The following is a 21,332-nucleotide window of genomic DNA, read 5'->3' on the forward strand; positions in this document are numbered from 1 at the left end:
GCGCTGACGGGGCCCGGGCTGCCGTGCGGCGGCATCGGCGGGTAACCTCCCGCTCATGTCCCGGCATGTCGCGATCGTCACCGATTCCACGGCCTACCTGCCACCCCAGACGATGGAGCGGCACGCCATCACCGCCGTTCCGCTCACCGTCGTCATCGGGGACCGCGCGTTTGAGGAGGGCACCGAGATCTCGGCCCGCTCGCTCGCGGAAGCGCTGCAGAAGCGGCGCTCGGTGACGACCTCCCGTCCCGCCCCCGAGGTCTTCGCCGCGACCTACCGCGCCGCCGCCGAGGCCGGGGCCCGCGGCATCGTCTCGCTCCACCTGTCCGCCGAGGTCTCCGGCACCTACGACGCCGCCCTGCTCGCCGCCCAGGACGCCCCCGTGCCCGTACGGGTCGTCGACACCCGCATGGTGGGGATGGCTCTCGGCTTCTGCGCCCTCGCGGCGGCCGAGGTCGCCGACGCGGGCGGCTCGGTCGACGAGGCCGCCGCGGCGGCCGAGAAGCGTGCCGCGGGCACCTCCGCCTTCTTCTACGTCGACACGCTCGACTATCTGCGCCGCGGCGGGCGCATCGGGGCCGCCCAGGCGCTCCTCGGCTCCGCGCTGGCCGTGAAGCCGCTGCTCCAACTCGACGGCGGGCGGATCGAGCTGAGGGAGAAGGTGCGGACGGCGTCGAAGGCGATCGCACGGCTGGAGGAGATCGCCGTCGAGCGGGCCGGGGCCGGCCCCGTCGACGTCGCCGTGCACCACCTGTCCGCACCCGACCGGGCCGCAACCCTGGCCGAACGACTGCGGGAACGCCTGCCGACCCTCGAGGACCTGCAGGTCACCGAGGTCGGCGCGGTCATCGGCGCCCACACCGGACCGGGCCTGCTCGCGGTGGTCGTCTCGCCGCGCTGACCGTCTGCGGTCCCTCGTTCGAGTGACGGAGTTATCCACAACTGGGTAGTTGTCCACCGGATTTGAGGGGTCTCAGCGGATTCCGGCGAACCTGCCTACCGTCGGATCCATGACTCTTCGCACACACATCGGATCAGGGCGTGGCACGGCGACCAGCGGACCCGGCCGGGCGCCGGGATCGGACGGCCGTGTCACACGGCGACGCACACGAACGGCCCGGACGGCTCGGGCGGCACGGCCGGCTCCGGAGACGGTGCGGCGACGGGGCGAGGCGCTGTTCCCGCCCGCGCCACCCGCCCCGAACAAACCACCGGGGCTCCCGGAGCCGCCGGAGCTTCTCGCGGGGGAGCGGGCGGGACCGGAACCGCCCGTGCGGCGCGCGGAGCGGTTACGGCTCGCGGTGCGCGAGCGGCTGCCGCTGTGGGTCCAGTCCCGGTGCGGGCTGGAGCGCCGTTCGCTGGCCGCGCTCGCCGTCGTCCTCGTCGTGGGCGCCGGTGTCGCGGGGGCCTCCTTCTGGACGGGCCGCCCCCAGCAGGTCAGGGCACCCGAAGTGGTGGCGGCGGCCCGGCCGCTGCCCGGTGCCGTGTCACCGGTACCGGAACGCCCGTCCTCCGCGCCGAAAGGGACGGGAGCGGGGACAGGGACCGGCGCGGGGACTGCCACGCCGGCAGGCGCGGGATCGGCTACGGGTGCGGGGTCGGTCGTCGTCGTGGACGTCGGGGGGAAGGTGCGCCGGCCCGGGGTGTTCACGCTGCCCGCCGGGTCCCGCGTCGCCGACGCCCTGCGCGCGGCCGGTGGCATCCGGCCGGGCACGGACCTGACGGGCCTCAACCGGGCGCGGGTCCTCCAGGACGGCGAACAGGTCCTGGTGGGCCTCCCCGCGACGGTGAGCGGCGCGGGAGCCGGGGGAGCGGCCGGCACGGGGTCCGGCGCGGGGCTGGGAGCGCCGAGTCCGACGAGTCCTCTGAGCCTCAACGCGGCGAGTGTGGAACAGCTCGACGCGCTGCCCGGCGTCGGCCCGGTCCTCGCCCGGCACATCGTCGAACACCGGGTTCAGCACGGAGGATTCCGGTCGGTCGCCGAACTGCGGGACGTCAACGGGATCGGCGAGCGCCGATTCGCGGACCTCGCGCCGCTGGTCCGGCCATGAGCGAGGACATCCGCCCCACGGCATCGAGGGACGAGGGCCCGGCCGATCTGCGGCTCGTCCCGCCGGCCCTCGCCGCATGGGGCGGCGCGGCGCTCGCGGTGGGCGTCGCCGGGTGGTGGACGGTCGCCGGCGTGCTGCTCTGCCTGGCCGGGGCGGCGCTGCTGCTGGTGCCGGCCGCGCGACGCGGGCTGCGGGCGACCGCCTTCGCCGGGGTACTGCTCTGCGCTGCCGCGGGCGCCGCTTCCGGTGGTCTGCACGCCGCCGACCTGCGGCGCGGTCCGGTGCCCGAACTCGCCTCCGCCTACGGGCGGGTGGAGGCCGAGGTGACGGTCACCGCCGATCCTCGGCTCACCCGGCCGCGGACGAGCGGCAACCGGGCAGCGCCCGTCCTCGTGGTGGTGACGGGCGAGGTGATCAGGGTGCAGGGGCGGGACGGTGCCGTGCACCGGACCAGGGCGCCGGTCCTGGTCCTGGTGCCCGCGGGCAAGGATCGACAGGAGTGGCTGTCGCTGCTTCCCTCGACCTGGATCGGCGTGCGGGGCAGGCTCGCGCCGCCGCGGTCCGGCGATGTCTTCGCCGCCGTGCTCCGGGCCGACGGCGGCGGACCGCCCCCGGTCACCGGCCGGCCGAGCGCGCTCCAGCGCAGGGCCGGGGAGCTGCGTGCCGGACTGCGGCGGGCGACGGACGGGCTGCCTCCGGATGCCCGGGCGCTGCTGCCGGGGCTCGTCGTGGGCGACACCTCGCGGATCGGGCCCGAGTTGAAGGAGGCCTTCGAAGCGACCGATCTGACGCACCTGCTGGCCGTCTCCGGTTCCAACCTCACGGTCGTCCTGCTGCTCCTCATCGGCAGGCCCGGCACGGCCCAGCGGGTGGAGCGGGGCGGGCTCGCCCCCAGGCTCGGCATCCCGCTGCGGGCGACGGCCCTCGCCGGGGGAGGACTGACGCTCGCGTTCGTGGTCGTGTGCCGGCCGGACCCGAGTGTCCTGCGTGCGGCGGCGTGCGGACTCGTCACGCTGCTGGCCATCGCGACCGGCCGGCGCCGCTCGCTGATCCCGGCGCTCGCCGGCGTGGTGCTGATCCTGGTGCTCTACGACCCCTGGCTGGCGCGCAGTTACGGATTCCTGCTCTCGGTCCTGGCCACGGGGGCGCTGCTCACGGTCGCGCCGCGCTGGAGCGATGCGCTGCGGCGGCGCGGGGTGCCCGGCCGGATCGCCGAGGCGCTGGGGGCGACGCTGGCGGCGCAGGCTGTGTGCGCTCCCGTCGTGGCGGTCTTCGCGGCACGGGTGAGCCTGGTGGCGGTGCCCGCCAACCTGCTCGCGGAGCCGGCGGTGGCCCCGGCGACGGTCCTCGGGTTCGCCGCGCTGGGGCTCGCGCCCGTGTGGCCCGGGGCGGCGGAGACGGCGGCGCGGATCGCGGGTCTGCCCGCCGGGTGGATCGCGAAGGTGGCCCGGACCGGGGCGGAGCTGCCCGGGGCGGAGACGGCCTGGCCGGACGGCTGGTGGGGAGGGGCGCTGCTGGCGCTGCTGTCCGGGCTCGTGCTGCTCGCCGTGCGGCGGTTGCCCGGGCGGCGGTGGATCGGAGCGGGCTGTGCCGTGCTGCTGTTCCTGGCGGTGGTGCGGCCGCCGCCGCTGGTCCGGCTGGTCACCGGCTGGCCGCCACCGGGCTGGGTGTTCGCGATGTGCCAGGTCGGTCAGGGCGACGCCACCGTCCTGTCGGCCGGTGGGGACACCGCCGTCGTGGTGGACGCAGGGCCGGATCCGGCGCCGGTCGACCGCTGCCTCCGGGATCTCGGGGTGCGCCGGATCCCGCTCCTGGTGCTGACCCACTTCCACGCGGATCATGTGGCCGGGCTGCCGGGGGTGCTGCGCGGGCGGGCGGTGGGCGTGATCCAGACGACCGGTCTTGACGAGCCGCCGGAGCAGGCCGCGTTCGTGCGGCGGACGGCGCTCGCGGCCGGGGTGCCGCTGGTGCGGGCGGAGGCGGGGGAGCGGCGCTCGCTCGGTTCGCTGGAGTGGCAGGTGCTGTGGCCGAGGAGCCATCCCGCCTTGGGGCCCGAGGAGTCGGGGCCCAATGACGCCAGCGTCACGCTGTTGGTCCGCACCGCCGGCGGGGTGAACCTGCTGCTGCTCGGCGACCTCGAACCGCCGGCTCAGCGCGGCCTGTTGCGGGCCTGGCCGGCGCTGCCGTCGGTGGACGTGCTCAAGGTCGCCCACCACGGTTCGGCCCACCAGGACCCGGAGCTGATGCGGGCGGTGCGGCCGAGGCTGGCCCTGGTGTCGGCGGGGCGGGACAACCCGTACGGGCATCCCTCGCCGATGACGATGGGGGCGCTGCGGGCCGGTGGCGCGCGGGTGCTGAGCACGGACCGGGACGGGGCGATCGCGGTGACGGGTGCGGGCGCCGGGCTCACGGCGCACACCTCCGCCGTGGGAGTGCCGTGAGGCCGCGCGAGCAAAGGAGTTCGTGCGCCCGATCCTTGTAAAGGAGTCTTTCTAAAGTTATGTTTACATCATGACCGAGCAGTCTCGCAGCATCCGGCTCACCGACCCCCGCGCCCTGCGCGCCTACGCCCATCCGACGCGGATGACCCTCGTGGGTCTGCTGCGGCGCAGCGGCCCGCTCACCGCCACCCAGGCGGCCGAGCTGACCGGCGAGTCCGTCGCCAGCTGCTCGTACCACCTGCGGATACTCGCCAAGTACGGGCTGGTCGAGGAGGCGCCGGGCGGCAAGGGGCGGGAGAAGCCGTGGCGGGCGACGGCCCAGTTCACGGAGTGGCCCGACCACAGCGAGGACGCGGCGGTCGCCGAGGCGGCGAACGCGCTCAGCGGGGCCGCGATCGAGCTGTACTTCCACCGGGTCCTCCGGGCCGTGGAGAACCGGCACACCCTGCCCCCGGAGTGGCATGAGGCCGAGCAGTTCGGCGACACGCTGGTGCACCTCACCCCCGAGGAGCTCACCGACCTCGGCCGGCGGATCGGGGAGCTGCTGCGGCCCTACGAGGACCGTGACCTCGACCCGGCCCGGCGACCCGAAGGGGCCAGGCCCGTGAGCATCGTGCGCATCGCCTATCTGGACCGGGAGTTCCCCGAGGGAGCGCCCGGCGGCACCCCCGCCGACGACGAGGAGCAGTGATCATGGCGATCGGCACCCGCATACCCGCGCTGCTTCGCGAGCGCCCCTTCCGGCGGTACTGGACGGGCCAGACGGTTTCGCTCGTCGGCGACCAGATCTCACTCATGGCGCTCCCGCTCGCCGCCGTGCTCGTCCTGGGGGCCGACGCCGCCGAGATGGGCTGGCTGAAGACGGCCGAGCTGCTGCCCGCGCTGCTGCTCAACCTGCCGCTCGGTGCCTGGGCCGACCGGCAGGCCCGGAGGAGACGGGCCATGATCGCGGCCGACCTGGGACGGGCGGCGCTGCTGCTGACCCTCCCGGCCGCGTACCTCCTGGACATGCTGACGCTCGGCCAGCTGTACGTGGTGGCCTTCGGGGTGGGCGCGCTCAGCGTCATGTTCGAGGCGTGCAACACCACGCTGTTCGTGGCGCTCGTCCCCACCGAGCGGTATGTGCAGGCCAACTCCCTCGTCAACGGCAGCCGGTCGATGGCCTGGCTGGCGGGGCCGGGGATCGGCGGTGTGCTCGTGCAGGTCCTCACCGCGCCCTTCGCACTGCTCGCGGACGCGCTCACCTATTTGGTCTCGGCCGGGTACCTGGCGCGGATCAGACCCGAGGAACCGGCCCCCGCGCCGGTCGAGAAGGGGCACTTCACCGAGGGACTGCGCTGGTTGCTGAAGGACGCGTCGATGCGCGCGCTGTTCGCCTCGGCCGGTACGGTCCAGTTCTTCAACTACATGTTCCACACCCTCTTCGTGCTCTACGCGACGACCGAACTGGGCCTGAGCCCCGGCGTGCTGGGGGCGGTGCTCGCGGCGGGGGCCGTGGGCGGGCTGATCGGCGCGGTGACGAGCGGCGCCGTCGTCCGGTGGATCGGCATCGGCCCGTCCCTCGTGGCCGGCTACCTCGGCTTCACCCTCCCGCTGCTCCTGATCCCCCTCGCCGACGGGCCGCTGCCGCTGGTGATCGGGCTGCTGTTCGCCGCCGAGTTCCTCTCCTGCGTCGGCGTGATGGTGGTGGACGTCGCGGCCGGCTCCTTCCAGATGGCGCTGATACCCGACGCCATCCGGTCCCGCGTGATGGGGGCGTTCCGGACGCTGAACCACGGCTTCCGTCCGGTCGGCGCGCTCGTCGGCGGTCTGCTCGGCGCCGGCCTCGGACTGCGGCCCACGCTGTGGATAGCGACCGCGGGCGCGGTGTTCGCGGTGCTGTGGGTGCTGCCCTCGCCGCTGCCGCGTCTGCGGGAGTTGCCGGAGCGGGCGCCGGTCGCCTCACACGTGTAGGCGGGGCCAAGGGTGATCGACGCGGCCTGCATCGACACCGGTGTGCGGATGCGCGACGACCATCAGCGCTCCGGCGACTTCCTCGGCGTCGGCGCCCACCCGACGAGCCGGTGACGGCCCAGCGGCTGCCGGACGCCGCTCGCGCGCGGCGTCGCGGCGGTCGGCTCCGGCATCGCCCTGGACGTCCAGATCGTGCCGAAGGCCGCGGCCCCGGCCTGACGTCCTACGGCGCCTCCAGCCAGCCCTCGTACTCGGCGGCCAGCCCGTCGAGCGCCGCCGGGTCAAGGCGGCCCTCCGGGTCCTCGACGACCACCAGCCACTGGGCGTCCTCGGCGTCGTCCTCGCCCGCCAGGGCGTCCCGGACGAGCTGCGGCTCCTCGGCGACGCCGAAGCGGTCGGGCAGCTCCTCGGCGACCTCCTCGGCCGCGTCGCGGTCGGGGAGGACCAGTACGTGTCTCACATCGCTCACGTGCACATTCTCGACGATGGCCCGAGTGTCGGTGGCCCATGGGATGCTGGAGCGCGATGGCCACCAGAAAGACTTCCACCGACGACCTCCTCGGTCCCCTCACGCTCGCCGTGGGCCAGGAGGACCTGCTGCTCGACCGCGCGGTCCGGGAGGTGGTGGCGGCGGCCCGCGCCGCCGACGCCGACACCGACGTCCGCGACCTCGCCCCCGAACAGCTCCAGCCCGGCACGCTTGCGGAGCTGACCAGTCCCTCGCTCTTCGCCGAGCGGAAGGTCCTGGTCGTGCGGAACGCGCAGGACCTGTCGGCGGACACGATCAAGGACATCAAGGCGTACCTCGACTCGCCCGTCGAGGAGATCACGCTGGTGCTGCTGCACGCCGGTGGCGCCAAGGGCAAGGGACTCCTGGACGCGGCCCGCAAGGCGGGGGCGCGGGAGGTGGCCTGCCCGAAGACGACCAAGCCGGCGGAGCGGCTGACGTTCGTGCGGCAGGAGTTCCGGTCGCTGGGGCGCTCGGCCACGCCCGAGGCGTGCCAGGCGCTGGTCGACGCGATCGGCAGCGATCTGCGGGAGCTGGCCTCCGCGGTGGCCCAGCTGACGGCGGACGTCGACGGCACCATCGACGAGGCGGTCGTCGGGCGCTACTACACGGGCCGCGCCGAGGCCTCGTCCTTCACGGTCGCGGACCGTGCCGTCGAGGGGCGCGCGGCGGAGGCCCTGGAGGCCCTGCGCTGGTCGCTCTCCACGGGCGTCGCCCCCGTCCTGATCACCAGCGCGCTCGCCCAGGGCGTCCGGGCGATCGGCAAGCTCTCCTCCGCCCGCGGCGGCCGCCCGGCCGACCTCGCGCGCGAGCTGGGCATGCCGCCCTGGAAGATCGACCGCGTCCGCCAGCAGATGCGCGGCTGGACCCCTGACGGCGTCGCCGTCGCCCTGCGGGCGGTCGCGGAGGCGGACGCGGGAGTGAAGGGCGGCGGCGACGATCCGGAGTACGCCCTGGAGAAGGCCGTGGTGACCATCGCCCGCGCGGCCCGCATGCGCCGCGGCTGACCCTCCGTACCGGCCCGCCCCCGGGCCGGTGCCCCGCCCCGGCAGCCCCCGCCGCGCCCCCCATCGCACGCGCACCCGGCGAAGGCCCCCGGACCTGGCGAATGCCCCCGGACCTGGCGAATGCCCCCGGGCACGACGAAGGCCCCGGCGGCTCCTGGGGAAGGAGGGCGGCGGGGCCTTCGTCGTTATGCGTGGGTGGTCCCGTACACGCGTGGCGAACGCGTCTCGCGTACGAGGCCGGGGTGGCCGGGTGGGAGCGGAAGAGAGGGCCCGCTGGGTCCCGTCCGGCCGGTTACATCAGAGCTCAGCCCTGGAGGGAGGCAACCTTGGTGGCCAGCGCCGACTTCTTGTTGGCGGCGGCGTTCTTGTGGATGACACCCTTCGAGACAGCCTTGTCGAGCTGACGCGAAGCGGCACGAGCGGCCACAGTGGCCTTCTCGAGGTCGCCGGCGGCGACAGCCTCACGGGCCTTGCGGATCGCGGTCTTGAGCGACGACTTGACGGCCTTGTTGCGCAGGCGCGCCTTCTCGTTGGTCTTGTTCCGCTTGATCTGGGACTTGATGTTCGCCACGAAAGAGCCTTTACAGGTTCGATGTTTCTTCAGGATGTGCCGCGCAGCTGAGAGGGCACACGAGACACAGCTGTCCACGGTATCAGCCGCTCTCCGCACCGCCCAAACCGAGCACCGGCCCGCAGTCATGGGACCATGGAGCCTACGTATCCGTTCTGAACATCGCCCGAGACGAGAACCCTGCGTGCCCGCGACTCCTACCAACGTGCCCGAGCCGAGCCGAACCGACCCGGCTCTGATCCGCAATTTCTGCATCATCGCGCACATCGACCACGGCAAGTCCACGCTCGCCGACCGGATGCTCCAGCTGACCGGTGTGGTCGACCAGCGGCAGATGCGCGCCCAGTATCTCGACCGGATGGACATCGAGCGTGAGCGCGGCATCACGATCAAGTCCCAGGCGGTCCGTCTGCCCTGGGCCCCCAACGAGGGGCCCGACCAGGGCACGACGCACATCCTGAACATGATCGACACCCCCGGGCACGTCGACTTCACCTACGAGGTCTCGCGCTCGCTCGCGGCCTGCGAGGGCACGATCCTGCTCGTGGACGCCGCGCAGGGCATCGAGGCGCAGACCCTGGCCAACCTCTACCTGGCGATGGAGAACGACCTCACCATCGTCCCGGTGCTCAACAAGATCGACCTCCCGGCCGCCCAGCCGGAGAAGTTCGCCGAGGAGCTGGCCAACCTCATCGGCTGCCAGCCGGAGGATGTCCTCAAGGTCTCCGCCAAGACCGGCATGGGCGTCGAGGCGCTGCTCGACCGTGTCGTCCGGGACATCCCGGCCCCGGTGGGCGTCGCCGACGCGCCGGCCCGCGCGATGATCTTCGACTCCGTGTACGACTCGTACCGGGGCGTCGTCACGTACGTCCGTGTCATCGACGGCCAGCTCAACAAGCGCGAGCGCATCCGGATGATGTCGACCGGCGCCACCCACGAGCTCCTGGAGATCGGCACCAACTCGCCCGAGATGCTGCCGGCCGACGGCCTCGGCGTCGGCGAGGTGGGCTACCTCATCACCGGCGTGAAGGACGTCCGCCAGTCCAAGGTCGGTGACACGATCACCTCCCAGGTCAAGGGCGCCCAGGAGGCGCTGGGCGGCTACAAGGACCCGAAGCCGATGGTCTTCTCCGGTCTGTATCCGCTGGACGGCTCGGACTACCCCGAGCTGCGCGACGCCCTCGACAAGCTCCAGCTCAACGACGCCGCGCTCGTCTACGAGCCCGAGACCTCCGCTGCCCTCGGCTTCGGCTTCCGCGTCGGCTTCCTCGGCCTGCTCCACCTGGACGTGATCCGCGAGCGCCTGGAGCGCGAGTTCGGCCTCGACCTGATCGCGACCGCCCCCAACGTGGTCTACCGCGTGATCATGGAGGACGGCGCCGAGCACACGGTCACCAACCCGAGCGAGTTCCCCGAGGGCAAGATCAGCGAGGTCTACGAGCCGGTCGTGCGGGCCACGATCCTGGCCCCGACCGAGTTCATCGGCTCGATCATGGAGCTGTGCCAGAACCGGCGCGGCACCCTCCTCGGCATGGACTACCTCTCCGAGGACCGCGTCGAGATCCGCTACACCCTCCCGCTGGCCGAGATCGTCTTCGACTTCTTCGACCAGCTGAAGTCCAAGACCCGCGGCTACGCCTCGCTCGACTACGAGCCCACCGGCGAGCAGGCCTCCAGCCTGGTCAAGGTCGACATCCTGCTGCACGGCGACAAGGTGGACGCCTTCTCGGCGATCACCCACAAGGACGCCGCGTACGCCTACGGTGTGCGGCTCGTCGCCAAGCTGCGCGAGCTCATCCCGCGGCAGGCCTTCGAGGTGCCGATCCAGGCCGCCATCGGCTCCCGGGTCATCGCCCGCGAGACCATCCGCGCCATCCGCAAGGACGTCCTCGCCAAGTGCTACGGCGGTGACATCTCCCGTAAGCGGAAGCTGCTGGAGAAGCAGAAGGAAGGCAAGAAGCGGATGAAGATGGTCGGCTCCGTGGAGGTGCCCCAGGAGGCCTTCATCGCCGTCCTGTCCAGCGACGACGCGGCCGGCGGCAAGGCCAAGAAGTAACTGCCGCATACACCGAACGGGTCTGTGTGCCGTTGGCGCGCAGACCCGTTCGTTATATGCAAGCTCTTACGCGCCAGTCTTCGGCGCTCTACTCTGAAGCCGCTCGAAGGTTACTCACCAGTTAGTTCCGCACCGCCGCCGCCCGGAGGACGTCGTGAGCGACACACAGACCCTGATCGAGAACCGGCCGCCGTCCGTCGCGGCCCTCTTCCTGGAGCGCGTGGAGCGGACTCCCGACGCGGAGGCCTACCGCTACCCGGTCCCCGCCGCCTCCGGCCAGGGCCCCGACGACTGGAAGTCGCTCAGCTGGGGACAGGCCGCCGAGCGCGTCTTCGGCATCGCGGCCGGCCTCATCGACCTCGGCGTCGAGCCGGAGGAGCGGGTCGCCCTCGCCTCCTCGACCCGCGTGGAGTGGATCCTCGCCGACCTCGGCGTCATGTGCGCCGGCGCCGCCGTCACCACGGTCTACCCGCAGACCAACGCCGAGGAGTCGGCCTTCATCCTGTCCGACTCCGACTCGCGCGTCCTCATCGCCGAGAACGCCGCCCAGCTCGCCAAGGCCGTCGAGCGCCGCGCCGACCTGCCCCAGCTCCACCACGTCGTCGTCATCGACCCCGAGGGCGCCGACACCTCCGACGAGTGGGTGCTCACCCTCGCCGAGCTGGAGGCGCGCGGCAAGGCGTACCTGGAGAAGCACCCCGAGGTCGTCAAGGAGCGGGTCGGCGCGATCACCAGGGACCAGCTCGCCACCCTCATCTACACCTCGGGCACCACCGGCCGCCCCAAGGGCGTCCGCCTCCCGCACGACAACTGGTCGTACATGGCCAAGGCCATCGCCGCCACCGGCCTGGTCACCCAGGAGGACGTGCAGTACCTGTGGCTGCCGCTCGCCCACGTCTTCGGCAAGGTGCTCACCTCCGGCCAGATCGAGGTCGGCCACGTCACCGCCGTCGACGGCCGGATCGACAAGATCATCGTGAACCTGCCGGTCGTGCAGCCCACCTACATGGCCGCCGTCCCCCGCATCTTCGAGAAGGTCTACAACGGCGTGGCCGCCAAGGCCCGCGAGGGCGGCGGGGCCAAGTACAAGATCTTCCAGTGGGCGGCCGGCGTCGCCCGCGAGTACGCCAAGGTCACCCAGGACAACTTCCGCCGCACCGGCACCGCGTCCGCGCCCTTCGGCCTCACCGCCCAGCACAAGATCGCCGACGCGCTCGTCTACAAGAAGCTCCGCGAGGCCTTCGGCGGCCGGCTGCGCGCCGCCGTCTCCGGCTCGGTCGCCCTGGCCCCCGAGATCGGCTATTTCTTCTCCGGCGCCGGCATCCACATCCTGGAGGGCTACGGCCTCACCGAGTCCTCCGCCGCCTCCTTCGTCAACCCCGGCGAGGCCTACCGCACCGGCACCGTCGGCAAGCCGCTGCCCGGCACCGAGGTCCGCATCGCCGACGACGGCGAGATCCTGCTGCGCAGCCCCGGCATCATGGAGGGCTACCACGGCCTGCCGGAGAAGACGGCCGAGGTCCTGGAGCCGGACGGCTGGTTCCACACCGGCGACATCGGCGAGCTGTCCGCCGACGGCTACCTGCGGATCACCGACCGCAAGAAGGACCTGTTCAAGACCTCCGGCGGCAAGTACATCGCCCCGACGGAGATCGAGGGCCAGTTCAAGGCCGTCTGCCCCTTCGTCTCCAACATCGTGGTCCTCGGCGCCGACCGGAACTACTGCAGCGCGCTCATCGCGCTCGACGAGCCCTCCATCCTGGGCTGGGCCGCCGAGCACGGGCTCGCCGGCAAGTCCTACGCCGAGGTCGTCGCCTCCCCGCAGGTCGAGAAGCTCATCGAGGGCTACGTCACCCGCCTCAACGAGGGCCTGCAGCGCTGGCAGACGATCAAGAAGTTCCGGCTCCTGCCGCGCGACCTCGACGTCGAGCACGGCGAGCTCACGCCGAGCCTGAAGATGAAGCGGCCGGTCGTGGAGCGGACCTACCAGCACCTGATCGACGAGATGTACGCGGGAGCGCGCGAGGCCTGATCCGCCCGCGCCCCGGAGTTATCCACAGGCTCGGCGGTCACGTCGGGCGGTACGGGACAATGGGCTCATGCCTTCCGTACTGCCCGATGGTGAGCCCATGCCCGACGACGGGGCGCTGCCCGCGCACGCCCTGCAGGGGGCCGGGGAGCGTCCGCTCGGGTTCTATCTGCACGTGCCGTACTGCGCCACCCGGTGCGGCTACTGCGACTTCAACACCTACACCGCGAGCGAGCTGCGCGGCGCCGGCGGCGTGCTCGCCTCCCGGGAGAACTACGCGGGGCAGGTGGCCGAGGAGATACGGCTCGCCCGCAAGGTCCTCGGCGACGACCCGCGTCCGGTGCGGACCGTCTTCGTCGGCGGCGGCACGCCCACGCTGCTCGACGCGGCCGACCTCGTGTCGATGCTGGCGGCCGTCCGGGACGAGTTCGGGATCGCCGACGACGCCGAGGTGACGACCGAGGCCAACCCGGAGTCCGTGACCCCGGCCTATCTGGAGGAGCTGCGGGCCGGCGGCTTCAACCGGATCTCCTTCGGCATGCAGAGCGCCCGGCAGCACGTGCTGAAGATCCTCGACCGCAGCCACACTCCCGGCCGCCCCGAGGCATGCGTCGCGGAGGCGCGGGCGGCCGGCTTCGAGCACGTCAACCTCGACCTCATCTACGGCACGCCCGGCGAGTCCGACGACGACTGGCGGGCGTCCCTCGACGCGGCGATCGGCGCCGGTCCCGACCACGTCAGCGCCTACGCGCTCATCGTGGAGGAGGGCACCCAGCTGGCCCGGCGCATCCGGCGCGGCGAGATACCCATGACCGACGACGACGTCCACGCCGACCGGTACCTGATGGCCGAGGAGGTGCTCTCCGGTGCCGGCTTCGAGTGGTACGAGGTGTCCAACTGGGCCACCTCCGAGGCGGGCCGCTGTCTCCACAACGAGCTGTACTGGCGCGGCGCCGACTGGTGGGGCGCCGGCCCGGGCGCCCACAGCCACGTGGGCGGCGTGCGCTGGTGGAACGTCAAGCACCCCGGGGCGTACGCGGCGGCCCTGGGCGAGGGGCGGTCCCCCGGAGCCGGTCGTGAGGTCCTCTCCGAGGAGGACCGGCGGGTCGAGCGGGTCCTCCTGGAGCTGCGTCTCCGGGAAGGGGTCCAGCTGGGGCTGCTCAAGCCCGCAGGCCTGGCCGCCGCCGAGCGGGCCCTCGCGGACGGACTCCTGGACGCGGGGCCGTACGGGGAGGGGCGGGCGGTTCTGACGCTGCGGGGCCGCCTGCTGGCCGACGCGGTGGTGCGGGACCTGGTGGACTAGCGGGGTGCTCGGGGGCGGCCCGCCCTCGTGACGGCGCCCTCCTCGTGGGCGTCGTAGGTACGGGGAGCGGAGGCGCCCGCCAGGGCGCCGTCCCGTGTGCCCACCCGTCCCGCCCCGCGGGACGATTGCCCACACGGGCGGGGCGAGGCCGGCCGTCCCGGCTACGGCGCCGTCACGAAGTCGATCAGTTCCTCCACCCTTCCCAGCAGCTCCGGTTCCAGGTCCTTGTACGAGTGGACGTGGGACAGGATGTGCTGCCAGGCGGCGCCGGTGTTGGGGGGCCAGCCGAGGGCTTGGCAGACGCCGGTCTTCCAGTCCTGACCGCGGGGGACGGTCGGCCAGGCGGGGATGGACAGGGCGGAGGGCTTCACGGCCTGCCAGACGTCGATGTAGGGGTGGCCGACGACGAGGACGTCGGGGGAGGAGACCTGGGCCGCGATGCGGGACTCCTTGGAGCCGTCCACCAGGTGGTCGACCAGGACGCCGAGGCGGGCGTCCGGGGCGGGGGCGAAGTCGGCGACGATGGCCGGGAGGTCGTCGACGCCCTCCAGGTACTCCACGACGACGCCCTCGATCCGCAGGTCGTCGCCCCACACCCGCTCCACCAGCTCGGCGTCGTGGCGGCCCTCGACGTAGATCCGGCCGGCCCGGGCGACCCGCGCCCGGGCGCCGGGGACGGCGATCGAGCCGGAGGCGGTACGGGTGGGCCGCGCGGGCGCCGGGCGGGCGGGGCGGACCAGGGTGACGACCCGGCCCTCCAGGAGGAAGCCGCGCGGTTCCATCGGGAAGACCCGGTGCTTGCCGAAGCGGTCCTCGAGCGTCACCGTGCCCGCCTCACAGCGGATCACCGCCCCGCAGAAGCCCGTCGAGACCTCCTCGACCACGAGGTCACGGTCCGCCGGGACCTCCGGGACGGGCGCCGAGCGCTTCCAAGGAGGTGTCAGATCCGGGTTGTAGCTGCGCATTCGGGGGACGTTATGCGACGGAGAAGCGCCGTGCCAGTTCATGGCGCTGGCGTCGCACGAACGTGGCGTCGACCACCGCCCCGTGGCCCGGCACGTACACCGCGTCGTCGCCGCCCAGGGCCAGTAGGCGGTCCAGGGCGTCCGGCCAGCGGGCCGGGATCGCGTCCGGGCCTGCCTGGGGTTCGCCCGACTCCTCGACCAGGTCGCCGCAGAAGACGATCTCCCGCTCGGCCGGGACGAGGAGCGCCAGGTCGTGGCCCGAGTGGCCCGGCCCCACGTTGGCCAGCAGCACCTGCCGGCCGCCCAGGTCGAGGGTCCACTCGCCCGAGACGGTGTGGCGCGGTGCGACCAGCACCTCGGCCGCCTCCGCCGCGGCCCGCTCGTCGACCCCCTGCCGTACCGCGTCCGTCCGCAGCTCCTCCCGGTCCCGCGGCAGCAGGGTGTCCATGCCGACCGCCCCGAAGACCTCGGCCCCCGCGAAGACCGCCGTCCCGAGCACATGGTCGAAGTGCGGATGGCTGAGTGCGACATGCGTCACCCTGCGCCCGCCCGTGAGTTCCGCCACCTGGGCGTGCAGCTCCGCACCCTGTGCGAGGGTGGCGCCGGTGTCGTACAGCAGGACCGCGTCACGGCCGATGACCAGGCCCGCGGTGGCGTCCCAGCCCGGCAGTCGCCGCCTGCCGACCCCCTCCCCGAGCCGCTCCCAGCCGAGCTCTTCCCATCGCTCCGTACGGGCGTCTTCCCCATTCATGTCCATGCGACGACGCTATCGGGCACGACCCCTCCGACCCCGCCTCCTTGCCAGGAGCGATGTCGGCCGCCGTACACTGGCCGGGGGATTCCTGGCACTCGGGCAGGGCGAGTGCCAAAAGCGGAGCAACCGGAACCGGATCGACAGCTGGAGGTGCGCGCGATGCTCAGCGAACGCAGACTCGAGGTGCTGCGCGCCATCGTCCAGGACTACGTCGGGACGGAGGAGCCGGTCGGCTCCAAGGCGCTGACCGAGCGGCACAAACTCGGCGTCTCGCCGGCCACCGTGCGCAACGACATGGCGGTCCTGGAGGAGGAGGGCTACATCGCCCAGCCTCACACCAGTGCCGGGCGCATCCCCACCGACAAGGGCTACCGCCTCTTCGTGGACCGGTTGGCCGGCGTCAAGCCGCTGTCGACCCCCGAGCGGCGGGCGATCCACAACTTCCTCGACGGGGCCGTCGACCTCGACGACGTCGTCGGCCGCACGGTCCGGCTGCTCGCGCAGCTGACCCGGCAGGTCGCCGTCGTGCAGTACCCCTCGCTGACCCGTTCGACGGTGCGGCACGTGGAACTGCTGTCGCTCGCGCCCGCCCGGCTGATGCTGGTGCTCATCACCGACACCGGCCGCGTCGAGCAGCGGGTGATCGACTGCCCGGCACCCTTCGGCGAGACCTCCCTCGCCGACCTGCGGGCCCGGCTCAACAGCCGGGTCGTCGGCCGCCGCTTCGCGGACGTGCCGCAGCTGGTGCAGGACCTGCCGGAGTCCTTCGAGGAGTCGGAGGACCGCGCCACGGTCTCGACCGTGCTCGCGACCCTCCTGGAGACCCTCGTGGAGGAGCACGAGGAGCGGCTCATGATCGGCGGCACCGCCAATCTGACCCGCTTCGGACACGACTTCCCCCTGACGATCAGGCCCGTCCTGGAAGCCCTTGAGGAGCAGGTCGTGCTCCTCAAGCTGCTCGGCGAGGCCAAGGAATCGGGCATGACCGTACGGATCGGGCACGAGAACGCCCACGAGGGACTGACGTCCACGTCGGTCGTCTCGGTCGGCTACGGTTCCGGCGGCGAGGCAGTCGCCAAACTCGGCGTGGTCGGACCGACCCGCATGGACTACCCCGGAACGATGGGAGCGGTACGCGCAGTGGCACGTTACGTCGGACAGATCCTGGCGGAGTCGTAAGTGGCCACGGACTATTACGCCGTCCTCGGCGTGCGTCGAGACGCTTCGCAGGACGAGATCAAGAAGGCTTTCCGGCGACTCGCCCGCGAGCTTCACCCGGACGTGAACCCGGACCCGAAGACGCAGGAGCGGTTCAAGGAGATCAACGCCGCGTACGAGGTCCTGTCGGACCCGCAGAAGAAGCAGGTCTACGACCTCGGCGGCGACCCCCTGTCCTCCTCCGGAGGCGGCGGGGCCGGCGGCTTCGGCGCGGGCGGGTTCGGCAACTTCTCGGACATCATGGACGCCTTCTTCGGTACGGCGTCCCAGCGCGGCCCGCGCTCGCGCACCCGGCGCGGCCAGGACGCGATGATCCGTCTGGAGGTCACCCTCGACGAGGCCGCCTTCGGCACCACGAAGGACATCCAGGTCGACACGGCCGTCGTCTGCACCACCTGCTCGGGCGAGGGCGCCGCGCCCGGCACCTCCGCGCAGACCTGTGACATGTGCCGCGGCCGCGGTGAGGTCTCCCAGGTCACCCGGTCCTTCCTGGGCCAGGTCATGACCTCCCGTCCCTGCCCGCAGTGCCAGGGCTTCGGCACCGTCGTCCCGACCCCGTGCCCCGAGTGCGCGGGCGACGGCCGGGTCCGTTCCCGTCGCACCCTCACGGTCAAGATCCCGGCCGGTGTCGACAACGGCACCCGGATCCAGCTCGCCGGCGAGGGCGAGGTCGGCCCGGGCGGCGGCCCGGCCGGCGACCTGTACGTCGAGATCCACGAGCTCCCGCACGAGGTCTTCCAGCGGCGCGGCGACGACCTGCACTGCACGGTCACCCTCCCCATGACGGCGGCCTCGCTCGGTACGAAGGTGCAGCTCCAGACCCTCGACGGTCTGGAGGACGTGGACATCCGCCCGGGCACCCAGTCCGGCCAGTCCATCCCCCTGCACGGCCGCGGCGTCACCCACCTGCGCGGCGGCGGCCGGGGCGACCTGATCGTCCACGTCGAGGTCCAGACCCCGTCGAAGCTCGACCCGGAGCAGGAGCGCCTGCTGCGCGAGCTGGCCAAGCTGCGCGGCGAGGAGCGCCCGACGGGGCAGTTCCAGCCGGGGCAGCAGGGGCTGTTCTCGCGTCTGAAGGATGCGTTCAACGGGCGGTAGGCGCTCTGCCGGGGGTCCGGGGGTCGCCCCCCGGGCAGGCACAGTCAGCCGGGGCAGTAGGGGCTGTTCTCGCGTCTGAAGGATGCGTTCAACGGGCGCTGAGCCCGATGCCTGAGCCACGGGGCCCCGCACCATGTGAGGGGCCCCGTGGCGATTCGGCGCCGTCACACCGGCATGGCACGATGCCTGCATGTCCACCGCGCTGAACGATCTCTCTCGTCATCCGATCGTGCAGGCCCCCATGGCGGGTGGCGCCTCCTGCCCGGAGCTCGTCGGTGCCGTGTGCGAGGCGGGGGCGCTCGGGTTCCTGGCCGGGGGGTACAAGACGGCGGGCGGGCTCTACCAGGAGATCAAGCAGGTCCGCGGGCTCACCGGCCGGCCCTTCGGGGTCAACCTCTTCATGCCGCCGAGCGGCCAGCCCGCCGACCCCGCCGCCGTCGAGGTCTACCGCCACCAGCTGGCCGGCGAGGCCGGCTGGTACGAGACCGAGCTCGGCGACGCCGACCAGGGCAGGGACGACGGGTACGACGCCAAGCTGGCGATCCTCCTCGACGACCCCGTGCCGGTCGTCTCCTTCACCTTCGGCTGCCCCGACCGTGACGCGCTGCACGCCCTCGACCGCGTCGGTACGTTCACCATCGTCACCGTCACCTCCGTCGAGGAGGCCCGTACCGCCGAGCGCGCCGGGGCGGACGCGATCTGTGTGCAGGGCACCGAGGCGGGCGGGCACCAGGGCACCCACCGGGACGATCCGGCCGACGGGCCCTCCGCCGGCCGCGGCCGCGGGTTGCTGCCGCTGCTGACCGAGGTGCGGGAGAGCGTCGGGCTGCCGATCGTCGCGACCGGCGGGATCATGCGCGGCCGGCAGATCGCCGCCGTGCTCGCGGCCGGAGCCGACGCCGCCCAGCTCGGCACCGCCTTCCTGGTCTGCCCCGAGTCGGGGGCGCACCCGCTGCACAAGCGGGCCCTGACCGACCCCCTCTTCGTCCGCACCGAGCTCACCAGGGCCTTCTCCGGGCGGCCGGCCCGGGGCCTGGTGAACCGTTTCGTGCGGGAGCACGGGCCGTACGCGCCCGCCGCCTACCCCGAGGTCCACCACCTCACCGCCCCGCTGCGCAAGGCCGCCGCGACCGCGGGCGACCCGCAGGGCATGGCCCTGTGGGCCGGGCAGGGCCACCGCCTCGCGCGGGAGCTCCCGGCCGGCCGGCTCGTGGAGGTCCTCGCCGCCGAACTCGACACGGCCCTCGCCGGGCTGCCGCACAGCACCAGGAGCACATCGTGACCGCACCCGTCTTCGTCGTCGACGCCGTGCCCGCCGTCGGCGGGTTCCTCCTCGACGGGCCCGAGGGCCGCCACGCCGTGTCCGTGAAGCGGCTGCGCGCGGGGGAGGAGCTGGTGCTCACCGACGGGCAGGGTGCCTGGGCCGCGTGCGTGGTCGCCGCCGCCGAGGGCAAGGACCAGCTGACCGTCGAGGTCACCGCCGTCCACGAGGACCCCGCGCCCACGCCCCGTATCACCGTCGTCCAGGCCCTGCCCAAGGGCGACCGCGGCGAACTGGCCGTCGAGACCATGACGGAGACCGGCGTGGACGCGATCGTGCCGTGGGCCGCGTCCCGCTGCATCACCCAGTGGAAGGGCGACCGGGGACTGAAGGCCCTCGCCAAGTGGCGGGCCACCGCCCGCGAGGCCGGCAAGCAGTCGCGCCGCACCCGCTTCCCCGAGGTCACCGACCTGATGTCGTCCAAGCAGGTCGCCGCGCTCCTCGCCGACGCCGACCTCGCGGCCGTCCTGCACGAGGACCGCGCGCACCCGAGCGGCGCCCTGGCGACCGCCGAACTGCCCGAGAAGGGTTCGATCGTCCTCGTCGTGGGTCCCGAAGGCGGGGTGTCCCCGGACGAGTTGGCGCTGTTCGAGGAGGCCGGCGCCAGGCCGTACCGCCTCGGGCACAGCGTGCTGCGCACCTCCACGGCCGGTACGGCGGCCGCGGCCCTCGTGCTCGGGCGGACCGGGCGCTGGTCGTGAGCGCTGTCGGTGGGCCCCGCTAGCATGCGGGTGTACGGATGATCGACAGAGGCGAGGAGGCCCGGGCCATGGCCGGAGAGCCACAGAGCGACTGCCTGTTCTGCAAGATCGCGGAGGGGGAGGTGCCGGCGACGATCGTGCGCGAGACCGAGACGACGGTGGCGTTCCGCGACATCAACCCGCAGGCGCCCACGCACGTCCTGGTCATCCCGCGGCTGCACTACGCCGACGCCGCGTCCCTGGCCGCCGCCGCGCCGACCGTCGCCGCCGACGTGCTGCGCGAGGCCGGCGAGGTCGCCGCGCAGGAGAAGGTCGACGGCAGCGGCTTCCGGATCGTCTTCAACACGGGCGTCGGCGCCGGCCAGACCGTCTTCCACGCCCACGCGCACGTCCTCGGCGGCCGCGGCCTCAACTGGCCCCCCGGATAGGTCAGGACGGATCGTTCCCTTGTCCGTACGCGAACTGGTCGTCCTCGGCACGGCCAGCCAGGTCCCGACCCGGCACCGCAACCACAACGGCTATCTGCTGCGCTGGGACGGGCAGGGCATCCTCTTCGACCCCGGCGAGGGCACCCAGCGGCAGATGCTCAGGGCCGGGGTGGCGGCGCACGACCTGCACCGGATCTGCGTCACCCACTTCCACGGCGACCACTCGCTCGGCCTGGCCGGGGTCATCCAGCGGATCAACCTCGATCAGGTCCCGCACCCGGTCACCGCGCACTACCCGGAGAGCGGGCAGCGCTTCTTCGAGCGGCTGCGGTACGCGACGGCCTACCGCGAGACGGTGAAGCTGGCCGAGGCGCCGGTCGCCGCCGACGGGCCGCTCGCGGTCACCGAGGCGTACACGCTGGACGCGCGCCGGCTCTCCCATCCGGTGGAGTCCTACGGCTACCGGCTGGTCGAGCCGGACGGGCGCCGGATCCTGCCCGAGCGGCTGGCGGCGTTCGGCATCAAGGGCCCCGACGTGGGCCGGATCCAGCGCGAGGGCGCCCTGGGCGGCGTCACCCTGGAGCAGGTGAGCGAGGTCCGGCGCGGACAGCGGTTCGCCTTCGTCATGGACACCCGGCTGTGCGACGGGGTGTACGCGCTCGCGGAGGGCGCCGACATGCTCGTGATCGAGTCGACCTTCCTCGACGAGGACGTCCAGCTCGCCGTCGACCACGGCCATCTGACGGCCGGCCAGGCCGCGGCGGTCGCGCGGGACGCGGGCGTGCGGCACCTGGTGCTGACGCACTTCTCGCAGCGGTACACCGACCCGGAGGAGTTCGAGCGGCAGGCGCGGGCGGCCGGGTTCGAGGGGGAACTGAGCATCGCCCAGGACCTGATGAGGGTCCCCGTACCGAAGAGATAGAAGCAG

General features: G+C 72.9%; 19 protein-coding genes and 1 pseudogene. 16 read left to right on the forward strand and 4 right to left on the reverse strand.

What is annotated here, in order from left to right:
- Positions 1 to 55 precede the first annotated feature (55 nt).
- The 6 genes and pseudogenes from ACFY7C_RS10960 to ACFY7C_RS10985 form a co-directional block, all read left to right on the forward strand.
- On the forward strand, positions 56 to 901 hold the full coding sequence (locus ACFY7C_RS10960; RefSeq protein WP_389647125.1) for a DegV family protein: 846 nt from the start codon (positions 56 to 58) through the stop codon (positions 899 to 901).
- Between the two features lie 370 nt (positions 902 to 1,271).
- Positions 1,272 to 2,051 carry a helix-hairpin-helix domain-containing protein gene (locus tag ACFY7C_RS10965; RefSeq protein ID WP_389647128.1) on the forward strand — a complete coding sequence of 260 codons (780 nt, stop codon included), beginning with the start codon at positions 1,272 to 1,274 and terminating at the stop codon, positions 2,049 to 2,051.
- Positions 2,048 to 4,492, forward strand: a complete 2,445-nt coding sequence (locus ACFY7C_RS10970; protein ID WP_389647131.1) for a ComEC/Rec2 family competence protein — start codon at positions 2,048 to 2,050, stop codon at positions 4,490 to 4,492. The genes ACFY7C_RS10965 and ACFY7C_RS10970 overlap by 4 nt, the downstream gene beginning before the upstream one ends.
- A 70-nt stretch (positions 4,493 to 4,562) precedes the next feature.
- Positions 4,563 to 5,183 carry a helix-turn-helix domain-containing protein gene (locus ACFY7C_RS10975; RefSeq protein WP_389647134.1) on the forward strand — a complete coding sequence of 207 codons (621 nt, stop codon included), beginning with the start codon at positions 4,563 to 4,565 and terminating at the stop codon, positions 5,181 to 5,183.
- 2 nt (positions 5,184 to 5,185) lie between these two features.
- Positions 5,186 to 6,445 (forward strand): MFS transporter, encoded by a 1,260-nt coding sequence (locus ACFY7C_RS10980; RefSeq protein WP_389647136.1) that lies wholly within the window; start codon positions 5,186 to 5,188, stop codon positions 6,443 to 6,445.
- A 12-nt stretch (positions 6,446 to 6,457) separates the two neighbouring features.
- A pseudogene (locus ACFY7C_RS10985) lies at positions 6,458 to 6,550 on the forward strand (YceI family protein); the annotation flags it as partial.
- A gap of 118 nt (positions 6,551 to 6,668) precedes the next feature.
- Here the strand turns inward: ACFY7C_RS10985 and ACFY7C_RS10990 are convergent.
- Positions 6,669 to 6,914, reverse strand: coding sequence for a hypothetical protein (locus ACFY7C_RS10990; RefSeq protein WP_389647139.1), 246 nt, complete (start codon positions 6,912 to 6,914; stop codon positions 6,669 to 6,671).
- Positions 6,915 to 6,970: 56 nt separating this feature from the next.
- Between ACFY7C_RS10990 and holA the strand changes: the two genes are divergently transcribed.
- Positions 6,971 to 7,960 (forward strand): DNA polymerase III subunit delta, encoded by a 990-nt coding sequence (gene holA, locus ACFY7C_RS10995; RefSeq protein ID WP_389647142.1) that lies wholly within the window; start codon positions 6,971 to 6,973, stop codon positions 7,958 to 7,960.
- A gap of 304 nt (positions 7,961 to 8,264) precedes the next feature.
- Here holA and rpsT read toward each other — a convergent pair whose 3' ends face one another.
- Positions 8,265 to 8,531: a 30S ribosomal protein S20 gene (rpsT, locus tag ACFY7C_RS11000; protein ID WP_030211082.1), complete on the reverse strand. Its 267-nt coding sequence runs from the start codon at positions 8,529 to 8,531 to the stop codon at positions 8,265 to 8,267.
- 184 nt (positions 8,532 to 8,715) lie between these two features.
- On the opposite strand from rpsT, the gene lepA reads away from it, so the two are divergent.
- The 3 genes from lepA to hemW all read left to right on the forward strand — a co-directional run bounded on the left by lepA (position 8,716) and on the right by hemW (position 13,919).
- Positions 8,716 to 10,587 (forward strand): translation elongation factor 4, encoded by a 1,872-nt coding sequence (lepA, locus tag ACFY7C_RS11005; RefSeq protein WP_389647145.1) that lies wholly within the window; start codon positions 8,716 to 8,718, stop codon positions 10,585 to 10,587.
- Between the two features lie 154 nt (positions 10,588 to 10,741).
- Positions 10,742 to 12,619 (forward strand): AMP-dependent synthetase/ligase, encoded by a 1,878-nt coding sequence (locus ACFY7C_RS11010; RefSeq protein ID WP_389647147.1) that lies wholly within the window; start codon positions 10,742 to 10,744, stop codon positions 12,617 to 12,619.
- Between the two features lie 67 nt (positions 12,620 to 12,686).
- Positions 12,687 to 13,919 (forward strand): radical SAM family heme chaperone HemW, encoded by a 1,233-nt coding sequence (hemW, locus tag ACFY7C_RS11015; RefSeq protein WP_389647150.1) that lies wholly within the window; start codon positions 12,687 to 12,689, stop codon positions 13,917 to 13,919.
- A 161-nt stretch (positions 13,920 to 14,080) separates the two neighbouring features.
- On the opposite strand, the gene ACFY7C_RS11020 is transcribed toward hemW, so the two are convergent.
- Positions 14,081 to 14,884, reverse strand: a complete 804-nt coding sequence (locus ACFY7C_RS11020) for a DUF3097 domain-containing protein (RefSeq protein ID WP_389647152.1) — start codon at positions 14,882 to 14,884, stop codon at positions 14,081 to 14,083.
- A 10-nt stretch (positions 14,885 to 14,894) separates the two neighbouring features.
- The gene (locus tag ACFY7C_RS11025) at positions 14,895 to 15,641 is read right to left on the reverse strand and encodes an MBL fold metallo-hydrolase (protein ID WP_389647154.1); all 747 of its coding nucleotides are present in this window, start codon (positions 15,639 to 15,641) and stop codon (positions 14,895 to 14,897) included.
- A gap of 156 nt (positions 15,642 to 15,797) precedes the next feature.
- Between ACFY7C_RS11025 and hrcA the strand changes: the two genes are divergently transcribed.
- The 6 genes from hrcA (at position 15,798) to ACFY7C_RS11055 (ending at position 21,326) form a co-directional block, all read left to right on the forward strand.
- On the forward strand, positions 15,798 to 16,817 hold the full coding sequence (hrcA, locus tag ACFY7C_RS11030) for a heat-inducible transcriptional repressor HrcA (protein ID WP_356697641.1): 1,020 nt from the start codon (positions 15,798 to 15,800) through the stop codon (positions 16,815 to 16,817).
- Complete coding sequence (gene dnaJ / locus ACFY7C_RS11035) at positions 16,818 to 17,954, forward strand: molecular chaperone DnaJ (RefSeq protein ID WP_389647157.1); 1,137 nt, start codon at positions 16,818 to 16,820, stop codon at positions 17,952 to 17,954.
- 190 nt (positions 17,955 to 18,144) lie between these two features.
- Positions 18,145 to 19,236, forward strand: coding sequence for a nitronate monooxygenase (locus ACFY7C_RS11040; protein WP_389647160.1), 1,092 nt, complete (start codon positions 18,145 to 18,147; stop codon positions 19,234 to 19,236).
- Complete coding sequence (locus ACFY7C_RS11045) at positions 19,233 to 19,976, forward strand: 16S rRNA (uracil(1498)-N(3))-methyltransferase (RefSeq protein WP_389647163.1); 744 nt, start codon at positions 19,233 to 19,235, stop codon at positions 19,974 to 19,976. The genes ACFY7C_RS11040 and ACFY7C_RS11045 overlap by 4 nt, the downstream gene beginning before the upstream one ends.
- Before the next feature lie 68 nt (positions 19,977 to 20,044).
- Positions 20,045 to 20,404, forward strand: a complete 360-nt coding sequence (locus tag ACFY7C_RS11050; RefSeq protein WP_389647166.1) for a histidine triad nucleotide-binding protein — start codon at positions 20,045 to 20,047, stop codon at positions 20,402 to 20,404.
- A gap of 19 nt (positions 20,405 to 20,423) precedes the next feature.
- Positions 20,424 to 21,326, forward strand: coding sequence for a ribonuclease Z (locus tag ACFY7C_RS11055; protein WP_389647169.1), 903 nt, complete (start codon positions 20,424 to 20,426; stop codon positions 21,324 to 21,326).
- The last annotated feature ends 6 nt before the right edge of the window (positions 21,327 to 21,332 follow it).

It is taken from the genome of Streptomyces sp. NPDC012769, from assembly GCF_042901205.1.
GTDB lineage: Bacteria > Actinomycetota > Actinomycetes > Streptomycetales > Streptomycetaceae > Streptomyces.